The sequence below is a fragment of the Acinetobacter bereziniae LMG 1003 = CIP 70.12 genome, from assembly GCF_000368925.1.
In the GTDB taxonomy this organism is placed as follows: Bacteria; Pseudomonadota; Gammaproteobacteria; order Pseudomonadales; family Moraxellaceae; genus Acinetobacter; species Acinetobacter bereziniae.
Map to the genome: position 1 here is coordinate 1,634,356 of NZ_KB849756.1, position 19,718 is coordinate 1,654,073.

Consider the following 19,718-nt stretch of genomic DNA (forward strand, 5'->3'; position numbering starts at 1 on the left):
CTGCACCTATATTGAGGTGGGCATATTGTATGAAAAAATAAATGTCACTGCACATCTTTCCATTTGATTTTTACGAGAATGATCAAACAAACCCCATTCTAAACAATTCAGTTAAAACCAAGAAAAAATTTGTTTATCTAATAAAATTAGATAGATATAAAAAAAACATCAAGACTTAGAATTAGAAGTGATAAGGTTATCTCTAAAACAGCATAGCTGGAACGTAATTTGCAAGATTTTTAATCATATTGTCATGCAGGATCATTAAAGCATGTTAATATCTTGCGCATGGTCAATGAGTTGCTGGAACCATGTCGAATTTCAATAAAAAGCTCTTTAAACGTTTAAAACTCAATCACGCTTATGGTCAACTCATCGCGTTAATTTTCGTGCCGATCATGATTTTGGCATGTGTCGGAACAGCGCTTGTACTTTCCGAAACATCTGCAGCTGCAAAGTCTAAACAACGCTTTCAAGCCATTGCAATATTGAGCCGTTATCAATACACCGCGGAACAACTCACCGCAGTGATGGAGAAAAGTCCACTACAGCACACCAAAGCTGAAAATATTCTACAAAAAATATTTAATGAAAAACATTTGCTCAGTGCGGCAATCTTAGATGGAAACAATGTCAATCATTTAAGTGTCGGTTATCAAAATCAGCGTGAATGGCCCAAAATACCTAAAACAGGAACATTTTTTGGACCTATTCATAATAAGTACAACAATATTTATGGAATCAAACTCAATCCAATCAATAATGTGCAAAATATGTGGTTAGTGATTGAATTAGATAATCAACCTTTAGAAATCTCACATTATCGCGTCATGATTGTTTTGATTACGACTGCGCTACTGACATTGCTTTTGCTTTTATTGTGTTTGAATTTTTATTCACGTCGCTGGATCGCCCCGATGTACGAAATTCGGATGCAATTACAACGTTTAAATGCCGATACTCTTGATCAACACATGGTGATTAACAGTACAGGTGAGTTACGTTTGTTACAACGTGACATTGCCAATGTGGTTAAACGCCTGCATTTCAGCTTTCTAGAACTTAAAGAACATACTGAACAAACAGAAGATGATTTAAGACGTACTTTAGACACCTTAGAAGTTCAAAACATCACTTATAAACAAGCACGTGATCAGGCAATTTCTTCAAATCAGGCAAAATCCGTATTTCTTGCAAACATCAGCCATGAATTAAGAACACCATTGAACAGTATTGACGGTTTCATTCATCTGATGCTACGTCAGGATAATCTGAGCAATGATCAAAGTTTGTATTTACAAACCATTCGAAAATCTTCTGCACATTTATTGGCATTGATTAATGATGTGCTCGATTTTTCTAAAATTGATGCGGGTAAATTAGAGTTAGAAACAGCACCATTCGATCTTGAAGAAGCGATTTTCGATGTGATGGATATGTTGTCGCCATTAGCCGCGCAAAAACATATTGAAATGGCATTCTATTTTGCCGATAACGTGCCAAAACATGTGATTGGTGATGCTTTACGCTTTAAGCAAGTCCTGACCAATTTAATTTCCAATGCGATTAAATTTACTCCTGATGGTGAAATTATTGTTCGTGCGCGTATGGAACATGATGATATTGGGCAATGCTTATTACATTTCAGCGTACAAGACAGTGGTATTGGGCTGAGTGGTACAGACCGTAAAAAACTATTTGAATCATTCTCGCAAGGTGATGCATCTGTTACTCGTCAGTTTGGTGGTACAGGTTTAGGGTTGGCAATTTCTAAACAATTGGTTCACTTGATGCATGGTCAGATTGGTTTTGAAGATAATCAAGAGCGTGCGCCTACAGAAAAAGGCTCAACATTCTGGTTTACCGCGATGTTGACGACCAATGAAAATGAAGAGATTATCCATCCATCCTTTAAAGATTTAAATGTGGTGTCCTTCTTGGCACACCCCGCCACAGCCAATGTTTTACGACACTATTTAGAAAATTATCAAGTTCAGCACACTGAGGCACAATCAATTTTAGATTTGTTCAGCCGTCTAAATAGCTTGGAAAAAAATATTGAAAATACGTGGTTAATCGTTGATCACAGTGGCGATACAGAAGCCTTATTAAAAGAAATTCGTGGTCGCTATCAAGGACATCTGGCTGTTTATGGTTATCAGATGTCACTTGATCCTAATATGTTAAACGAATATATGGCGCGTCCATTGTATCAACCTCTTAGTCGTAGCTCAGTGATTCAATTACTCAGCAATAAACCGATCTTTGAGCAGGAACAACATAAAGACTTTAAAGGTCAAGATTTACATATCTTGGCAGTTGATGATCATTTACCGAACTTAATTGTACTGGAAGCACTACTTGGTGAATTGAATGTAAAAACCACCAAGGCACAAAGTGGTCAAGAAGCGCTCACCATTATTCAACAAGCTGTTGAACAAGGTTCAAAACCATTCGATTTAATCTTTATGGACATTCAAATGCCTGTCATGTCAGGCATTGATACCACACGAGCGATCCGATCATTAGAATCGACTTTAGATGGCATGCGCATGCCAATTATTGCCTTAACTGCCCATGCATTGGCAGATGAAAAACAGAAATTACTTAAAGTTGGCATGGATGACTATGTCACCAAACCGATTCAAATCGAACAAATTATTCAAATCCTCACCAACTGGACATCGGATAAGTTTATCCAACATCAAACACCTGTTGAAAATACAATTTATATTGAGGCATTTGACACCGATATTCTCGATTGGAAACAAAGTCTTGCCCTCGCAGCCAACAAAGAGGATCTTGCACAAGATCTTTTAAAAATGCTGGTCGACAGTTTCCCAACTGAACTGGATGAAATTTCACAGCTGATCGAGCTTGAGGACTTCCCTCAGCTTGAACATGTATTACATCGTTTATATGGTGCGACCCGTTATGTTGGCACACCAAAATTGCAGAGAGTTACAGGTGATTTTGAACAATTTATCTCAACCTTACGCAAAGAACGTCGGAAGGCAGATGAGGCATTCATTCAGGATGTGATGCAACGTTTGGATGATTTGCAATTGGTGATTCATGAAGTCGAAACTGCGGCGCAGCAAATCTTAGTAAATTAATTTCTATATCAGTCGCCCATGATTACCAAGTAGCTATAAATCATCTGCTATCGAATTTCTAATGCCGAATAAATGTAGAGATATATCGTTCATCTAAATGATGCTTAATCAAGCTTAGAATTCAGCATTGACTTCCGCTTTAACTTTCTGTGACTGTACTGTCATGTAACTCTTCCATCCACATGCTATGCTGATGACCAAGGAAAAATGAGTCAAGATCATGGCACTATTACATATAGAAAAAAACAATGGTATCGCAACAGTTACATTAAATCGCCCAGATAAACGCAACGCCATGAGCTTTGCTTTACTGCGTGAACTCGTCAAAGTCGCAGAGAAAATTAAAAAAGATCGCAGCATTCGAGTAGTGATTTTGACAGGCGCAGCCAATGTATTTAGTGCAGGGATTGATTTAGCTGATTTAAATAGTCCTAAAAATACTGCATTTGCAGCTTGGGAATTGATTAAACCGGGGCAAAGCCTGTTCCAAAAAGCATTCCTAATTTGGCAAGAATTGCCTGTTCCTGTCATCGCCGCCATTGAAGGATTTTGCTTTGGTGCGGGAATGCAACTGGCTTTAGCTGCTGATATTCGTATTGCGCATCCAGAGACTAAAATGTCAATCATGGAAAGTCGTTGGGGGCTTGTACCAGATATGGGGCTTACACGTTCTATCAAAGGCGTAATCGGCATCGATTTAGCCAAAGAGCTTACACTGACTGCACGTATTTTTGATGGACATTATGCCAAAGAAATTGGTTTGGTTACGCATCTAAGCACCTCACCCTTAGAAAAAGCCCAAGCCATTGCTGAAGAAATGTTACAACGCTCTCCTGATGCTTTGATGGCTGCCAAACGTGTTTTAGATGCCATGGAGCACCAGCCTAAAAAAGCGCTACGTTTAGAAAAGATTTGGCAGTTAAAATTACTTCTAGGAAAAAACAGTCAAATTGCGCGTAAAAAAGACAAGAATCCTGAAGTACAATTCTTACCACGCCAATATAAATAGTTTAAAAACATTTCTGTACAAGGCTTGGGAACAATAAGATGAATTTTGATCGTAACAGTAAAATTGCATTTCTTGGTATGGGCTTGATGGGAAGTCGCATGGCAGCTCGATTAATTCAGGCTGGATTTGATGTGGCAGTATGGAATCGCACAGCAACAGCATGTGAACCCCTGATTGATATGGGTGCGCATACTCTAGAGTTCGGTCAAATTGCAGACTACCCCATTATTTTGACCTGCCTCGCGGATGACCAAGCCGTTCAACAGGTTTACCAACACATTGAACCTTACTTACGCGCTCAACAAGTTATTGTGGATTTTTCAAGTTTATCTGTGGTAGTCACCAAACAACTTGCAAGTCAGGCAGCAAACAAACAGGTGATTTGGATTGACTCACCTGTTTCGGGTGGTACGGCAGGTGCAGAAAATGGTACGTTGGTGATTTTCGCAGGGGGGCATCGCGAAACCATCCAAGACTTGAGTTTGGTTTATAACGTTCTTTCGCAAAGAGTGACTTGCATGGGGGAAACGGGCACAGGACAAGCAACCAAAATATGTAATCAATTGATCGTTGCTGCAAACAGTACACTGATTGCGGAAGCCGTTGCACTTGCTGGTCAGGCGGGTGTTGATACTACTCTGCTTGCACCTGCATTAGCCGGTGGATTTGCAGACTCTAAACCCTTTCAAATTCTTGCGCCACGTATGGCGAGTCATACCTTTGAACCCGTACAATGGAAAGTGCAAACCTTATCCAAAGATCTCAATAATGCCGTTCAATTAGCCCAACAATTTGGTTTAGACATTCCTGTTGCTCAACGCGCCTTAGACCAGTTGCACAGCCACCAAAGCCGGGGTTTTGCAGAAGCAGATCTTGCTACAGTCATTCACCAAGTCGAGAAAATTTAGGCATATAGGCGCTTTACTTCATACAGAAATAAGTTGAAAAATAATCTATTGCCGTCTACATTGAAGATAAAAGCCAAGAAGAGCACGGAAGATTGCCATGACTAAACTCGCAGTAAACCTATCGATGATTTTTACTGAAGTTCCACTCATTGAACGCTTTGCTTTGGCACATTGCCACGGCTTTCAACATGTAGAAATTCAATTTCCCTATGAATTGAGTATTGAAGAAATTCAAGCACAATTGGAACAATATGATTTGCATATCTGTCTCATCAACGCACCTGCCGGAGATTTGATGCAAGGCGGTAATGGACTTGCAGGCGTACCCGGTAAAGAACTTGAGTTTCACCAAGCTTTAGAACAAGCACTCGAATATGCCGATGCACTGAATGTTCCAAACATCAATATATTGGCAGGTAAACAACCTGAAGATGCAGATTTACTGCCATGTTTAAACACTTTAGCAAACAACCTCAAACTGGCATGCCATATGTTGTCTGAATACGATATTCAACCAGTTTTTGAAATGATCAATGGAACAGACATGCCTCGCTTTCTGGTACAGAATATTGCCCAAGCCCAAGAAATGCTTGAGGCAGTGCAATACCCTGCTTTAAAAATGCAGTTTGACTGCTACCATATGGCGATGATGGGCGAAGATGTTCTTCCTGCTTTGCAAGAAAATATTGACTGGATTGGACATATTCAATTTGCAGATTGCCCAGGGCGACATGAACCAGACACTGCACAGATTGATTATTCATCCATTTTTTCATGGTTAAAACAAAGTCATTACACAGGTTTTATTGCGGCAGAATACAAGCCACAATCTCATTCGAATCAATCTTTTGCATGGAAAGAAAAATACTTTTCAAACAATCATAGCTATTAATTAAACAATATCTTGCATCATTATTGGCACTGAATAATTGTATTTTTTAGCCAAAAGCGCTATATTAGAAGATGAGATATTTTCTGGAAAATATACCTTATATGAATTTAGAACCATCGCCCAGCGCTTCTAATTCTCACGAACTTGCAATGAACACTCAAAATCAAGACGTACAGACCTGTTTAAATGTCGTACAAGAAGCTCTACTTGATGTAAAAGCCAAAGATATTATTCAACTTGATGTAAGCAAAATCAGTAACGTAGCAGATGCTATTGTTATTGCGAGCGGAACATCAACTCGTCATGTTAAAGCCCTTGCTGATAATGTTGCTGACGAAGCACGTAAAGCAGGTTTTCGCCCAATTGGTGTTGAGGGTGAAAGAGATGCTGAATGGATCCTTATTGATCTCGGTGTTGTGGTTGTACATGTAATGCTTCCAACAGCACGTAAATTTTACGATTTAGAAAGTTTATGGCGTGCAACACCTGAAAGTGTAGCCTAAACTTTTTCTGAACTTGTAAAAATAGAAAAAGCGACTTTATGTCGCTTTTTTTGCATCTATAATCTTCATTAATAAGCGCTAGTCGATCTATTAAACCCCATAAGATACTATAAATTTTTTCTTGATCTCTCACATCAATCCAATGAATCTATCATCAAATGATCTAAAGCGTTCATTGTCACACTTTAGCTCTAAAGTTTAAATAAATTTGCTTAGGCAATATCTTACTTTGCTTCACCCATTTTTTGCTTTACTCTTTTTTGGCTTTACTTTTTTTTTTAACCACATTGTTGAGCAGCAAACACAATTAAGCTTTGTTTTTGTTCATATACTCTGTTTGACGTTACAACATCTATGTCGCCTCACCATAGAAAGATTATCAATGATTTAAAAGTACGCAATAAATGAATCACTTATGATTTTAGCAATCTTTACAAAAGTATAAAGCCGATTGAATATGAATGATTGAAATAAAATCATGCATATCAATCATCAGGCAGTTTGAGCATAAGGGTCTTAAATCTGAGCTTTAAATCTTGAATTGATGCTACAAATCAGCTTAAAAACTAGGAATGCAACGCCAAAGCTCCAAATAAAATTCACACCAATTCCCATAATTTGATCCAGTACGCTGGCTCTATGAGTGAGTTGAATGTTTGGATTGTTACTCAATGATACTGCCAAAGTTCCCCAAATGCCGCATATTCCATGTACCACGACAACTTCGCGAATATGTTTTGAAGCGATCCAACGGGTCAACAAATGAGGTAGATAGTTTGTCAATGCACCTGAAACCAAACCAATAATCAATGCTGATGAAAAGCCCACCAAACCACAACTGGCGGTAATTGCAACCAAACCACCTAATGCAGCTTTGATCAATTCAGCCCATGAAATGATTTTATTATTCATCAACAAAGTTAAAGCCCAAGAAGCCAGCATTGCACCAAATAAAGCGGCAAAAGCATTGACGACAATCAAACCAATATCAATACGGTATGTCGAAATATAAACAATATTTAAGCCCGACCACGCTAACCAAAGAATAAAACCCGCCAAAGCCAAGGATAAAATTTTGTAATCTTCAAAGATTAAGTCTTTCTTAGAAATTTCCTGCTTATCATTTGATTTAGAGGTGAAATATCCCGCCAAGACAATCCATGCCGCAGTTGAATGTACTACAGTTGAGCCAGCAAAATCGATAAAACCTAGGGCTTTTAACCAACCACCACCAAAAGCAATATTTCCCCAAACCCAACTACTGAAAAATGGAAAAATAACCCCTGCGATCATAAAGCCGACAATCCAGTTGCCCCATAAAGAAGTTCTATTTGGAATAACCCTTCCAACGACAGTGGTTATCGTCGTTGCCATCAGCATATAGAAAAACAAAAGATTCCAATGCCACCCCCGTAACATGGCACTAAGATAATTGACTGAATCCACCACATCAGCATGAAATATTTTGGAACACACCAAACTAAAAAACAGTGTGCCTAAAATCGCTGAAATATAATTCACAATCAGTGCATAAACGGATTTTTGGGTATTTTCATAACCACCTTCAACAACAGCAAAACCTGCTTGCATCAAGATGACAAATACACCACCAAGGAATAGAAGTTTATAATTTGTAATAAGATTAAAAGCAGCAATGTCACTTTCTATCGCGGAAGCAAATGCAAAATTTGGGCAAACAAATATGAGAAAAATTAAACTGAGGAGATATTTTAATTGCACACATTGACCCTAATGTATTGATCATTTATTACTCTAAATTCACAATAATTAATATTTCAGAGACTTGCTTTTCATTTAATTTATCAAGTATAGAGAATTTCCAGAATAAATAAACTCTTTTTTAAGAAATTATCACGACTCATCGACTTGTGGATCTTTATATATTTTAGATGATATTGATAATATTCAATTTGCTTGGTGATTTGCAAAAACCAGCCTTTGACTCACACAAATAAACATCAAAATTTCTGTCTATAATGCAGTGTATATTCAAGAAAATAGGTGTATTTCACTTATTCAACTATTCAATTGAGTCATTGCTTTTGAGTCGTATTTTAATCATGCTGAATAATTTCAATTTGTGGAAAAGCAAAACCTTTGCAGGATAATTCTGAACGCCACGCAACCGTAAGCATGACCCGACTGAGATTAAAATTCTGATAGGCAAAACTGCCTAATAATGGATGAGTACATAATCCCCCATCATTTATACGATGCACATGCGTATTAAGCTCATTTAAACTTAAACGAATCCCCAAGCCCGAAGCTTTTAAAATCGCTTCTTTGGTTGTCCAGACTTTAAACCAAAATACTGGATCAAAATCTAACGACTGCCAAGTCTGATATTCTTCAGGATGAAAAGCATGTTTTGCCAGTGCTTCAAAACGCACTTTACGATCTAAATCTTCGACATCCACCCCTAAATCATGCATATGTTGGCTACTTGCCAATGCATAATGTTGCTGGCTGTGCGAATGATTCACGTGAAACTTTGGATAATCAATTAAGTATGGTTTGCCAAATTCAGTCTGAGCAAAACTGGGGTTTGTGATTTCTTTACATAACAAATCAGAGATCAATTGATTACGGTATTCATAAATAGCATTTTTGAGTTCTTGAATTTGGCTTTTACGATCAGTTGATTGAAAAGTGGGAAGAATATTTTGAATAGAATTAAGGTCAAGCCGAATAGTACGATTCACAATATATTCCAAAGATTTTTTCTTAGTTTAAATCAAAAAAACCCAAAGATCACTTTGGGTTTTTATCAACATAGAGGACTGTATTAACGGCTAAATTTTTTCTCAGCCTTTTTAAACTTTTGAATATAACGACGGCGACGTGCTGCTGTACGTTCATCCACTTGGGTTTTACGCCCTTCGAATGGGTTTTCTGAAGTTTTAAAGTCAATACGAACAGGTGTTCCTTCAAGCTTATAGACTTTACGGAAAACATTTTCAAGATAACGGCGATAATCTGCTGGTGTCTTATCCACTTTGTTACCGTGAATCACAATCGTTGGTGGATTTTGCCCACCCATATGCGCATAACGCATTTTAATGCGTTTACCACTAATCATTGGTGGTTGATGTGCATCAGTCGCATCATTCAAAATTTGAGTCAATTTTGCAGGTGAGACTTTCAAATGAGAAGAATCATAAGCACGATGGATAGATGGATAAAGCTCCCCCACACCTGTGCCATGCAAAGCAGAAATTAAATGGATTTTTGCCCAAGGAATAAAATCAAAACGACGTTCAACATCTAATTTACATTGTTTCCGGTCATATTCGGTCATGTTATCCCATTTATTAATGGCAATTACCATCGCACGACCAGCTTCAAGTGCATAACCAATTAAATGCAAATCTTGTTCAACAATCCCTTCACGCGCATCAACCACCACCACAACAACATGTGCATCTTTCATGGCTTGTAGCGTTTTCACAACTGAGAATTTCTCAATCATTTCATCTACTTTACCTTTACGGCGCACCCCTGCCGTATCAATCAAGGTATATTTGCGCCCATCACGTTCAAAAGGAATATAGATTGAATCTCGCGTTGTACCTGGTTGGTCAAAAGCCACCACACGCTCTTCACCCAATAAACGGTTGACCAGTGTTGATTTACCCACATTTGGGCGACCAATAATTGCTAAGCGTAAACCTGTGGCTTGATCATGCTCATCTTCATTTTCATCTTCAGGAATATCCGTCAAGACGTCTTCAAGCATTTGTTGAACACCACGCCCATGACTTGCAGCCACTTGCAAAGGCTCGCCCATGCCCAACTTATAGAATTCAACTAAAGCAGCTTCCGCATGGACACCATCGACTTTATTGGCAACCAAATACACTTTTTTGCCAAGCGTACGTAACTCGCGTGCAATCTGCTCATCTGAAGCCAATAAACCTGCGCGCGCATCCACGACAAAAATAATAATATCCGCTTCATTTATCGCAGTTTTTGATTGTTCTGCCATATATGAATCGATACCGCCTTCATTTTCACCAATACCCCCAGTATCGACAACAATGAAAGATTTATTTTGATAAGTTGCATCACCATATTTGCGGTCACGGGTTAGACCTGCAAAGTCAGCAACAAGTGCATCACGGCTCTTGGTAATCTGGTTGAATAACGTTGATTTGCCGACGTTTGGACGACCAATGAGCGCAATTACGGGTTTCATAAAATAACCTTTATTCAAGATCAGCCAGTATGACTGGTCTGAACATCAGAAATGTATAGGAAGAAAAGTAGGAAAAACCTAAAATAAAAACACGGGGTATTGATTTGCAATCACCCCGTGCATGAAATTCTTACGGATGGCTCTATTTTAGCACAAGACTAAAAAAATAGAGAATCCTAATCAGTTAACGACTTTGCCAAATACTTAAAGCACCTTTACGTGTCGAAACATAGAGCTGATTATCGATCACTCTTAAAGTACGGACTTCACCACTGGTTTTAGCGCGCCCCAGTGTAGTTCCACTGTTGAGATCAATTTGATGCAAGTAACCATCAAGATCACCAACGACAAGATTTGAGCCGAGTAGTACAGGATTACTCAGGTTACGATTTAGCAATTGCTCATTTTTCCAGATTTCTTGCCCAGTAATCAAATCATACGCAATAATTTGACCGTCTGTTTGTGACACGATGACTTTACCATCTGTCACTTCTGGACGATTGATACTGCTTGAATTTTCACTCCACAAAATACGTTGTGTCGCTAAATCAAGCACAGTAACTTGCCCTTGAAAACTTGTTGTTACGACATACTGCCCAGAAACCACAGGTTCACTATCAACATCAATTAAACGTTGAATATCCGAACGCCCTTCTGAAACGGCAACGCGACGTTGTAAGCGAGGCACACCTGCAAGACTATCAATTGCAAAAAGGTAGCCTGTAGATGTTCCTATAAGCACTGTACGCGGATCCAAACTTACTGGGGCAGCCTGACCACGTAAGCTCAACGAAGCATTTGGTAATTTGTAGGTCCAAGCTTGTTGACCTGACTCAACATCTAACGCATAGACAGTGCCATCATTTGCAACCACAATTACTCGACCAGATTGGATCAATGCTGAACTAATGATTGCGCCCGATAACTGTGTAGACCATTTGGTTGCACCCGTAGCTTGATCTAAAGCAAAGATGCGCCCTTTTTGATTGCCCACAATCACCACACCGTCAGCAGCTTCAACACCTGAGCTTAGACCTTCTTTGGTCACTTTAGCTTCCCATAGGCGTTGTTTACCTTTATAGGCTGACACCTCACCTTTTGGATCTAAAGCAAATACGACACCATTGTCCGTATCCAAACGAAGACGCAGTGCATCTTCACTGCTGGTCGACGAAACACTGGTCGAAAAAACTTGAACCAAGCTTGATGCTTGTGCAACTTTAGGGAGTGGATTCGGCTTAATCTTAACTTCTTTCGTCTTATTGCTTGAACAGCCGATTAAAGCGATTGATAAGATTGCTAAAGCAAAAGGTATTTTAAAGTTTCTATCCATTAAGACTCATCCACTTGTGTTGCTAAAATTGGGCGCTCAAGATCAGGATCTTCTACTAATACGCCAACACTTTCGAGTTTAATTTGTAAAATTTGTCGTTCTTGCTTACGCTCAACAACTGCATTCCATGCTGCTTGATACGATTTTTTGGCATTTTCAGTATCATTTTTTGCTACATAAATGTCGCCTTTCATCTCATCAGCACTGGCTTGAAATGCAGGATCATTCACAGCTGACAAGGTTTTTAAAGCATCATCAAACTTTTTTTGCGCCAATTGCGCATCAGCCAATTTGATTTTTACAACTTGTAACAAACCAGCATCTTTAATTTTAGAATTTTCGACTTTTTTCAACTCACGTTCAGCCAAGGCATAATCATTTTTATCATAAGCAAGTTTTGCCATGATAATTTGAGCCTGAATCGCCTGCACTGAATCTGGATTGTCTTTCACAATTTTATCTGCGGATGACACCAATGCAGCCGTGACTTTAGCATCACCATTGGCTGCTCTTGCCTCATCCATCAATTGTTGAATTTTAGCTGTTTGGTTTTGATTTTCAGCCAAAGTTTTCTTTTGCCAATATTCCCAACCGAAAAAGGCAATCAATGCAATGAGCACACCAGTGACCATAGCCGAGCCATATTTTTTAAAGAATGACTTCACACTATCCAGTTGTTCTTCATCAGTCATTGCGCTCATTTGACTCCCCTTTTCCTTATGATTATCGGCTTATTTTGACGAAAGTTTTTCAATGAAAAACGGTACTATTTCAGACACCTGAATTTCATGTTGTTCAGCTGTAGCAAGTTCTTTAACTAAAACTTGCTGTGCTTCAGCTTCACGTTCACCAAAGATCAATGCATAGATCGCACCAGACTGGTCTGCTTTCTTCATTTGACTCTTCATAGAACCTTGTGAACCTGTTTTTAAACGGATTGCACTGTTTGCCGTTTCGATTTGATCTCGCATTTGCTCAGCCAGAACCAGAGCCTGCCCTTGTGTCGCCGGGTCAGAAAGCAAAAACAGCTCACACTCACGCGTTGGAGTATTGTCTTCAACTTGCTCAAGCAACAACAATAAACGTTCCATCCCCATGGCGAAACCTACAGCTGGCACAGATTGATCCGGCTTACCTTTAAGCTGCCCAACCAAACCATCGTAACGACCACCTGCGCAGACAGTTCCTTGAGAACCCAAATGCGTTGTGGTCCACTCAAATACTGTTTTATTGTAATAATCTAAACCACGTACCAGTTTTTGATTGATCACAAAACTAATTCCAGCATCCGTTAAATACTGTTGTAACTGGGCAAAATGATTCAAACTGTCTTCTTTCAAGAAATCATGCAACTTTGGCGCATTTTCAAGAATTTGTTGGGTACGCGCATCTTTTGAATCTAAGATACGTAAAGGATTAGTTGTCAAACGGCGTTGTGAATCTTCATCCAAGTCCGCTTGATGAGCTGTCAAAAACTCAACCAATGCTGCACGATACTCGGCACGCTCATCAGATTCACCCAAAGTATTCAACTCAAGTTGAACTTTATCTGCAACCCCCATGCGCTTCCACAAACGTGCAGTCATGAGAATCAGTTCAGCATCTTGATCTGGCGTTGCCACACCAAAAGTTTCAACACCAAATTGGTGGAATTGGCGATAGCGTCCTTTTTGAGGTTTCTCATAACGGAACATTGGCCCCACATACCAAACACGTGGATTCGCACCACGCAACAAGTTATGCTCCAACATCGCACGCACACAACCCGCAGTCCCTTCTGGACGCAATGTTAAAGATTCAGGTGGATTACCTTTATCCAGAAATGTATACATTTCCTTTTCAACGATGTCAGTTGCATCACCAATTGAACGTTTAAACAAATGGGTATGTTCAACGATCGGCAAACGGATTTGCTGATAACCATAAGCATCCATAATTGATGCTAAATGTTGCTCAAGACGTCTCCATGCAGCAGTTTGCGTTGGAAGAACATCGTTAAAACCTTTAATTGCGACAATTGAACTCATGATGAACTACGGATAATCTCTTTAGCTTTAGCTTTTTCAAGCTCTTGAACACGTTGACGAACCATCGTTTCGATTTCATCAACCAACTGATTTGTATCTATTAAATGACTCTTTTCGCCATTACGATACACGAGTGAGCGAGGACTTGCACCGACAATACCAATATCAGCTTCTTTGGCTTCACCCGGACCATTGACTTTACACCCAATGACAGATACATCCATCGGTGTACGAATATCTTCCAAACGTTCTTCAAGAGCTTGCATGACCTTAATCACGTTAAACTCTTGACGTGAACAACTTGGACAGGCAATAAAATTGATCCCATTTGAACGAAGACTCAATGATTTTAAAATATCAAAACCAATTTTAACTTCTTCTTCAGGCTCTGCTGCCAATGAAATACGCATGGTGTCACCAATGCCTTCCATCAACAAACCACCTAAAGCAATCGCAGATTTCACAGAACCTGTACGATATACCCCTGCTTCAGTCACACCCAAATGCAGTGGGTTATCAATCTGTGCAGATAATAAACGATAAGCATCCATTGTCAAAAATACATTTGACGCTTTTACCGACACTTTAAACTCATGAAAATCCAAGCGATCCAAAATATCAATATGACGCATCGCAGACTCAAGCAAAGCTTGTCCTGTCGGTTCACCATATTTCTTTTGAATATCTTTCTCTAAAGATCCAGCATTGACCCCAATACGCATCGAAATATCGTGATGACGTGCGGCAGCCACAACCTCACGAATTTTGGCTTCAGAACCAATATTACCAGGATTGATACGCAAACAATCTGCACCCATATCAGCGACTTTCAAAGCAATCTTATAATCGAAATGAATGTCCGCCACCAAAGGAACGGTAACACGCTTACGAATTTCACCAAAAGCTTCGGCAGCTTCCATCGTTGGTACTGAAACACGCATGATATCAGCGCCCACATCTGCACAGCGTTGAATCTGCGCAACCGTTGCATCAACATCGCATGTTTCAGTATTGGTCATACTTTGAATACTGATCGGGGCATCACCACCGACATACACCGAACCCACACGTATTTTACGTGTTGGACGACGCTTGATTGGATTCTCAATCATGATCTTATCTACTCTTGCCCATTAACGTGACAAACGGAATTCTGCTTTTCCGTTCACTGTATATGGAGACAATGAAATCTGTTCATTATTAAGGCTTAATGACACAGCAGTTGCATCATCGAGTCGAATTTGGAATGGTGACTGACCACTCAGTGTCAATGTCGCAGATTGACGACCAGTTGCCAAAACTTTCCCTGTGCTGTCCACAATATGCACAGAAGTTGGATGGCTAAAATTCAACACCATTTGGTCACCAGAAGTCGCAGTTGCATTGTTTAAGTTCAATACCTCTACTTCAGACTCTTGTGGTTTAGCATCAGTGTCATTGCTTTTACTAGATGTAAACTTTTGAATTCCTGCGATCAAAGCCCAAATCACGGCAATCGCAACAATGGCAATCAAAGCACGCTTCAACCATTTTTTATTACGATCGCTGTTTGAACCCGGAAGCTTACCCATGATCTTGATCGGAGAATTGTTCAATGCATGGTTCGGCAAAAGCCCTGTATCATTTTGATAAATTTCATCAAAACGTTGAATGATGACAGTTGCATCAACACCCAAAAACTTCGCATATGAACGATAATAGCCTTTAATAAAAGTCGCTTCTGGCAAAGATTTATATTCATCTTGCTCTAATGCTTGTAAGGTTTTTACAGGCATTTTCAGCTCTTTTGCAACATCTTGAATGTCTAGGTTCTTCGAGACTCGAATTTGACGCAAGTACTCACCTGGACGTTGAACATTTCCTAAGCCATTAGATGCTACGTTTGAACCTGTAGGTTGCTGTGAATTAGGATTTACTTCCATACGGCCTCAGTACTGTACTGTAATTGCAGATAACGTTGATATTCTTTACTGTCAGGGAATAATGCCCGCAACTGGTTCACCAGTACTTGCATTCCCATCTGGTCATTATTGGCACGTGCAATACGTAAACCAATCCAGAGTGCTCTTGCGCCCTGTTTGTCCTGACCTACTAAACGAACATATTGTTCATAGAGTTGACTTGCTTGCGCATTTTTTTGTTGCAAATAGAAAATCTCTGACAACTCTACCAAAGAAATGATCGAATCGCGATTGACTTGTAGGGCATTTTTGAATGCTTTTTCGGCATTTGCTGTATCACCAACTTTTAAATATACCCGCCCCAAATTTTCTAAAGCCTTATAACGCTGGTCGTATCCAAGAGATGCGCCTGCAATACTCAACTGCTCAATCGCATCATTATAACGCTCGCTAACAAATAAATATGTTCCATAATTATTACGAGCCTGCGCATTTTTCGAATCACTGGAAATTGCACGCTTAAAGTAACCATCCGCTTTTTCCATGCTGATCTTACTACCTTCTTGTTGTAGTAAAACTCCCATCATCATATTGGCAGCAGAATCTCGTGAATCTGTTTCAAGGGCTTGATCAAGTGCACGTTTGGCTGCATCCAGATCGCCTGATCGAATATACTCCGCAGCTAACTGGGTACGAACTTTGACGGCTTTCTCAGGATCTTTTTTTATAATTGTGTCTGAGTTTGTCGTTTGACAACCCTGTACCACCAATGCAGATAAACCAATTGCCAATATTACAACTGCTTTTTGATACATCGATTTTCTCAAAGTCAGCCCCTGATTCATTGTTGATATAAATCTATGTCTACAGATCTTTAACCTTGTGAACGTATAATTTCACCACGTTCAGCCACTTTCTTTTTCCACTGTTCAGCACGACGTGTACGGTCTGCAACCTGCCCCACCAATTGTCCACAAGCCGCATCAATATCATCACCACGTGTCTGACGAATCGTACACACAAAACCTGCATCAGACAAAGTTTTTTGGAAAGAAATAATTCGATTTCGGCTTGAACGCCCATAAGGCGCATGTGGAAATGGGTTAAATGGGATTAAATTAATTTTGCTTGGTAAGTTTTTCAGCAATTTAATCATTTGTTGTGCATGTTCAGGTTGATCGTTCACACCATCCAACATCACATATTCAATCGTCACATGCTTGCGTGAACTTTCATTACCATCTTTGGCAATATAACGCTGACATGCAGCAATCAATTGAGCCAAAGGATATTTCTTATTGATTGGTACCAATTCATTACGCAATTCATCATTTGGCGCGTGTAAGGAAATCGCCAAAGCAACGTCAATATCTTGTGCCAATTGGTCAATTTTCGGAACAACACCTGATGTCGATAATGTGACACGGCGTTTTGACATTCCATAAGCAAAATCATCCAGCATGATATTCATCGAACTCAAAACTGCATCATAGTTCAACAGTGGTTCGCCCATTCCCATCATAACCACATTGGTCACAGAACGTTCGCGCTCTGCGACTGGTACATCTTCCATATAAGAATAGTTCGCCATCCACAATTGCCCAATGATTTCATCTGGCAATAAATCACGCTGAAAACCCTGCTTACCTGTTGAACAGAATGAACAGTCAAGCGCACAGCCGACTTGTGAAGAAATACATAAGGTTTTACGTGACCCCGTCTTATCCTCAGCAGGAATCAACACGGTTTCTACCAGTGAACCTGCACCATCGCCCACACGGAAAACCCATTTACGTGTGCCGTCTTTTGAATAGTTGCGATGAACAACCTCTGGTGCCTTAATTTCGCAAATTCGTTCTAATTTTTCTCGAAGTTTGCCTGAAATATTGGTCATTTCAGCAAAATCAGTGACAAAAAACTGATGAATCCATTTCATTACTTGCCCAGCACGGAATTTTTTCTCCCCCATTTCTTCGAAGAATTTTTCCAATTGCGGACGTGACATGCCAAGTAAATTCACTTTCTGTGCATGTGCAGACTGAACACGGTCAGCCTGTACTGTATGTGACGATGCAGGCTGCTGTTCATCTAAATTTAACGATGAAGCGACAACTTCAGAACTCATGGGGATTACCTAAATCATGCCGTAGAATGAAAAATATTGATCAGTATTTAATCAATAAAAACAACAAAAATAAAAAAACCAGACAAGCAGTATATCACTTATCTGGTTTCGGGTCTGTTATCAATTCATAAATCGAAGATTTATTGGATAAGAAAATAGACCCTAAATACGTCGAATTAACGAGTACGTGGACAAACTTCAGTTTGAGCGAAGAAGTAGTTTACTTCACGATCAGCAGATGCAACTGAGTCAGAACCGTGAGCAGCATTTTCATCGATGCTTACAGCGAAATCTGCACGGATTGTACCAGGAGCAGCTTCTTTAGGGTTTGTCGCACCAAGAATTTCACGGTGAGCAAGAACAGCGTTTTCGCCTTCAAGAACAGATACAACTACTGGACCAGAAGTCATGAATGCAACTAAATCACCAAAGAAACCACGTTCTTTATGCTCAGCATAGAAACCTTCAGCTTCAGCTTTAGAAAGGTGTTTCATTTTAGTCGCAACGATTTTAAGACCAGCTTTTTCGAAACGAGCAAAGATGTCACCGATGTGGTTTTTAGCAACTGCATCTGGTTTTACGATAGATAAAGTACGTTCAATAGCCATGATTGGCTCCTTAAGTCAATTTGACACGAAATTTTTGGCGCATTATACCGAATAATGAATAATTTTCCGCTTTTAATCTGTAAAAAAATTGGATTTTTCGATGTGTAGTGAGATTCCACCATTGAATTACATCGAGAAGCGATTAATTTGCTTCATCAATCCATGCCATTTGAATGGCTTCCAACAAACCTTCTGTCGATTTTGTTGGATCATCACTAAACTCTGGCAAAGCACAAATCCAAGCATGCATATCGGTAAAACGCACCCATTGTGGATCCACATCTGGGTGCGCTTCACTGAGTTCAATTGCGATGTCAATCGTATCTGTCCAACGTAAGCCCATGCTCATATTCCTTTGCTTTATTTAATTCTGCTACTTTACCAAATCTTAGGGGCTGTGGACAATTCATCTATATTTGCGACTAGGTGTAGACCATCATTCAAAATTAAAACCTTGATGATCAAAGTCATCTGATTCTTTAAAAATGAAGTTACACACCACCAATAAATAAACCATCATAGAATTACTCCTAAATAAGGCGCAGTTAAAACAATCAAGCTTGCGACACTTGCACCAATCAGTGCCCCAACAATCACATCACTTGGATAATGCAAGCCCAAAACCATTCGTGACAGCGCAATCAACACAGTGAAAGGTGTCATGATAAATAACATCAGGGGTTGGATATAGCCAAAAACAATCGTTGCCATCACAGCATGTAGTGTATGACCTGATGGAAAACTAAAATGATCTAAAGGGCGCTCACCTAAAATAATCACCTGATGAACTTGATAAGGTCGCGGGCGAACTGTTTTATGTTTTAGAAATTTATAAATCCCCGTTCCTAACAGACCTGCAACCACGACATAGAGCAATTGCAGTCCATACATCCAGCCTTTTTGCAACCATATCAGCATTAACATTGCGCACCAAAAAGCACCATCACCTAGACGACTAATGGTTTTAAAAAACGTTGCAACACTTTGCGTATGCGATAAGTTATTGAGATATAAGCAACCTCTAAGATCGAGATCGAGCATTTTTATTTTGGTATTTTTAAAATTCATTTTCACTCTCCT

18 protein-coding genes are annotated in these 19,718 nt (G+C 39.5%); 5 read left to right on the forward strand and 13 right to left on the reverse strand.

Features of this window, described 5'->3' with window-relative positions; genetic code table 11:
• Positions 1-311 precede the first annotated feature (311 nt).
• The 5 genes from F938_RS17410 to rsfS all read left to right on the forward strand — a co-directional run bounded on the left by F938_RS17410 (position 312) and on the right by rsfS (position 6,428).
• Complete coding sequence (locus F938_RS17410) at positions 312-3,116, forward strand: GacS-like sensor histidine kinase (RefSeq protein WP_005033868.1); 2,805 nt, start codon at positions 312-314, stop codon at positions 3,114-3,116.
• A gap of 220 nt (positions 3,117-3,336) precedes the next feature.
• A complete protein-coding gene (locus tag F938_RS17415; RefSeq protein WP_005033870.1) occupies positions 3,337-4,125 on the forward strand; it encodes a crotonase/enoyl-CoA hydratase family protein in 789 nt (262 codons plus the stop codon).
• A 38-nt stretch (positions 4,126-4,163) separates the two neighbouring features.
• A complete protein-coding gene (locus F938_RS17420) occupies positions 4,164-5,033 on the forward strand; it encodes an NAD(P)-dependent oxidoreductase (protein ID WP_005033872.1) in 870 nt (289 codons plus the stop codon).
• 97 nt (positions 5,034-5,130) lie between these two features.
• On the forward strand, positions 5,131-5,925 hold the full coding sequence (locus F938_RS17425; RefSeq protein WP_005033875.1) for a hydroxypyruvate isomerase family protein: 795 nt from the start codon (positions 5,131-5,133) through the stop codon (positions 5,923-5,925).
• Positions 5,926-6,026: 101 nt separating this feature from the next.
• Positions 6,027-6,428 carry a ribosome silencing factor gene (gene rsfS, locus F938_RS17430; RefSeq protein WP_009584388.1) on the forward strand — a complete coding sequence of 134 codons (402 nt, stop codon included), beginning with the start codon at positions 6,027-6,029 and terminating at the stop codon, positions 6,426-6,428.
• 516 nt (positions 6,429-6,944) lie between these two features.
• On the opposite strand, the gene F938_RS17435 is transcribed toward rsfS, so the two are convergent.
• The 13 genes from F938_RS17435 to F938_RS17495 all read right to left on the reverse strand — a co-directional run bounded on the left by F938_RS17435 (position 6,945) and on the right by F938_RS17495 (position 19,706).
• Positions 6,945-8,168 (reverse strand): ammonium transporter, encoded by a 1,224-nt coding sequence (locus tag F938_RS17435; RefSeq protein WP_005033878.1) that lies wholly within the window; start codon positions 8,166-8,168, stop codon positions 6,945-6,947.
• 335 nt (positions 8,169-8,503) lie between these two features.
• Positions 8,504-9,151: a 4'-phosphopantetheinyl transferase family protein gene (locus F938_RS17440; protein ID WP_005033881.1), complete on the reverse strand. Its 648-nt coding sequence runs from the start codon at positions 9,149-9,151 to the stop codon at positions 8,504-8,506.
• A gap of 83 nt (positions 9,152-9,234) precedes the next feature.
• Positions 9,235-10,644: a ribosome biogenesis GTPase Der gene (gene der / locus F938_RS17445; protein ID WP_004825001.1), complete on the reverse strand. Its 1,410-nt coding sequence runs from the start codon at positions 10,642-10,644 to the stop codon at positions 9,235-9,237.
• Positions 10,645-10,828: 184 nt separating this feature from the next.
• The gene (gene bamB / locus F938_RS17450) at positions 10,829-11,977 is read right to left on the reverse strand and encodes an outer membrane protein assembly factor BamB (RefSeq protein WP_005033883.1); all 1,149 of its coding nucleotides are present in this window, start codon (positions 11,975-11,977) and stop codon (positions 10,829-10,831) included.
• The gene (locus F938_RS17455) at positions 11,977-12,678 is read right to left on the reverse strand and encodes a YfgM family protein (RefSeq protein ID WP_004825005.1); all 702 of its coding nucleotides are present in this window, start codon (positions 12,676-12,678) and stop codon (positions 11,977-11,979) included. Before F938_RS17455 ends, bamB begins: the two co-directional genes overlap by 1 nt.
• Positions 12,679-12,708: 30 nt before the next feature.
• Positions 12,709-14,004 (reverse strand): histidine--tRNA ligase, encoded by a 1,296-nt coding sequence (gene hisS / locus F938_RS17460; protein ID WP_005033885.1) that lies wholly within the window; start codon positions 14,002-14,004, stop codon positions 12,709-12,711.
• A complete protein-coding gene (ispG, locus tag F938_RS17465) occupies positions 14,001-15,116 on the reverse strand; it encodes a flavodoxin-dependent (E)-4-hydroxy-3-methylbut-2-enyl-diphosphate synthase (RefSeq protein ID WP_004825009.1) in 1,116 nt (371 codons plus the stop codon). Before ispG ends, hisS begins: the two co-directional genes overlap by 4 nt.
• Positions 15,117-15,137: 21 nt before the next feature.
• Positions 15,138-15,926 (reverse strand): helix-turn-helix domain-containing protein, encoded by a 789-nt coding sequence (locus tag F938_RS17470; RefSeq protein WP_004825011.1) that lies wholly within the window; start codon positions 15,924-15,926, stop codon positions 15,138-15,140.
• Entirely contained in the window at positions 15,917-16,720 is an 804-nt protein-coding gene (gene pilW / locus F938_RS17475) for a type IV pilus biogenesis/stability protein PilW (RefSeq protein WP_004825013.1), read from the reverse strand. Before pilW ends, F938_RS17470 begins: the two co-directional genes overlap by 10 nt.
• A gap of 59 nt (positions 16,721-16,779) precedes the next feature.
• Positions 16,780-18,030 (reverse strand): dual-specificity RNA methyltransferase RlmN, encoded by a 1,251-nt coding sequence (gene rlmN, locus F938_RS17480; protein WP_005033888.1) that lies wholly within the window; start codon positions 18,028-18,030, stop codon positions 16,780-16,782.
• Between the two features lie 176 nt (positions 18,031-18,206).
• Positions 18,207-18,638: a nucleoside-diphosphate kinase gene (ndk, locus tag F938_RS17485; protein ID WP_004725878.1), complete on the reverse strand. Its 432-nt coding sequence runs from the start codon at positions 18,636-18,638 to the stop codon at positions 18,207-18,209.
• Positions 18,639-18,780: 142 nt separating this feature from the next.
• Positions 18,781-18,981, reverse strand: a complete 201-nt coding sequence (iscX, locus tag F938_RS17490; RefSeq protein ID WP_004725877.1) for a Fe-S cluster assembly protein IscX — start codon at positions 18,979-18,981, stop codon at positions 18,781-18,783.
• Positions 18,982-19,154: 173 nt separating this feature from the next.
• Positions 19,155-19,706, reverse strand: coding sequence for a phosphatase PAP2 family protein (locus tag F938_RS17495; protein WP_005033890.1), 552 nt, complete (start codon positions 19,704-19,706; stop codon positions 19,155-19,157).
• Between the last annotated feature and the right edge of the window lie 12 nt (positions 19,707-19,718).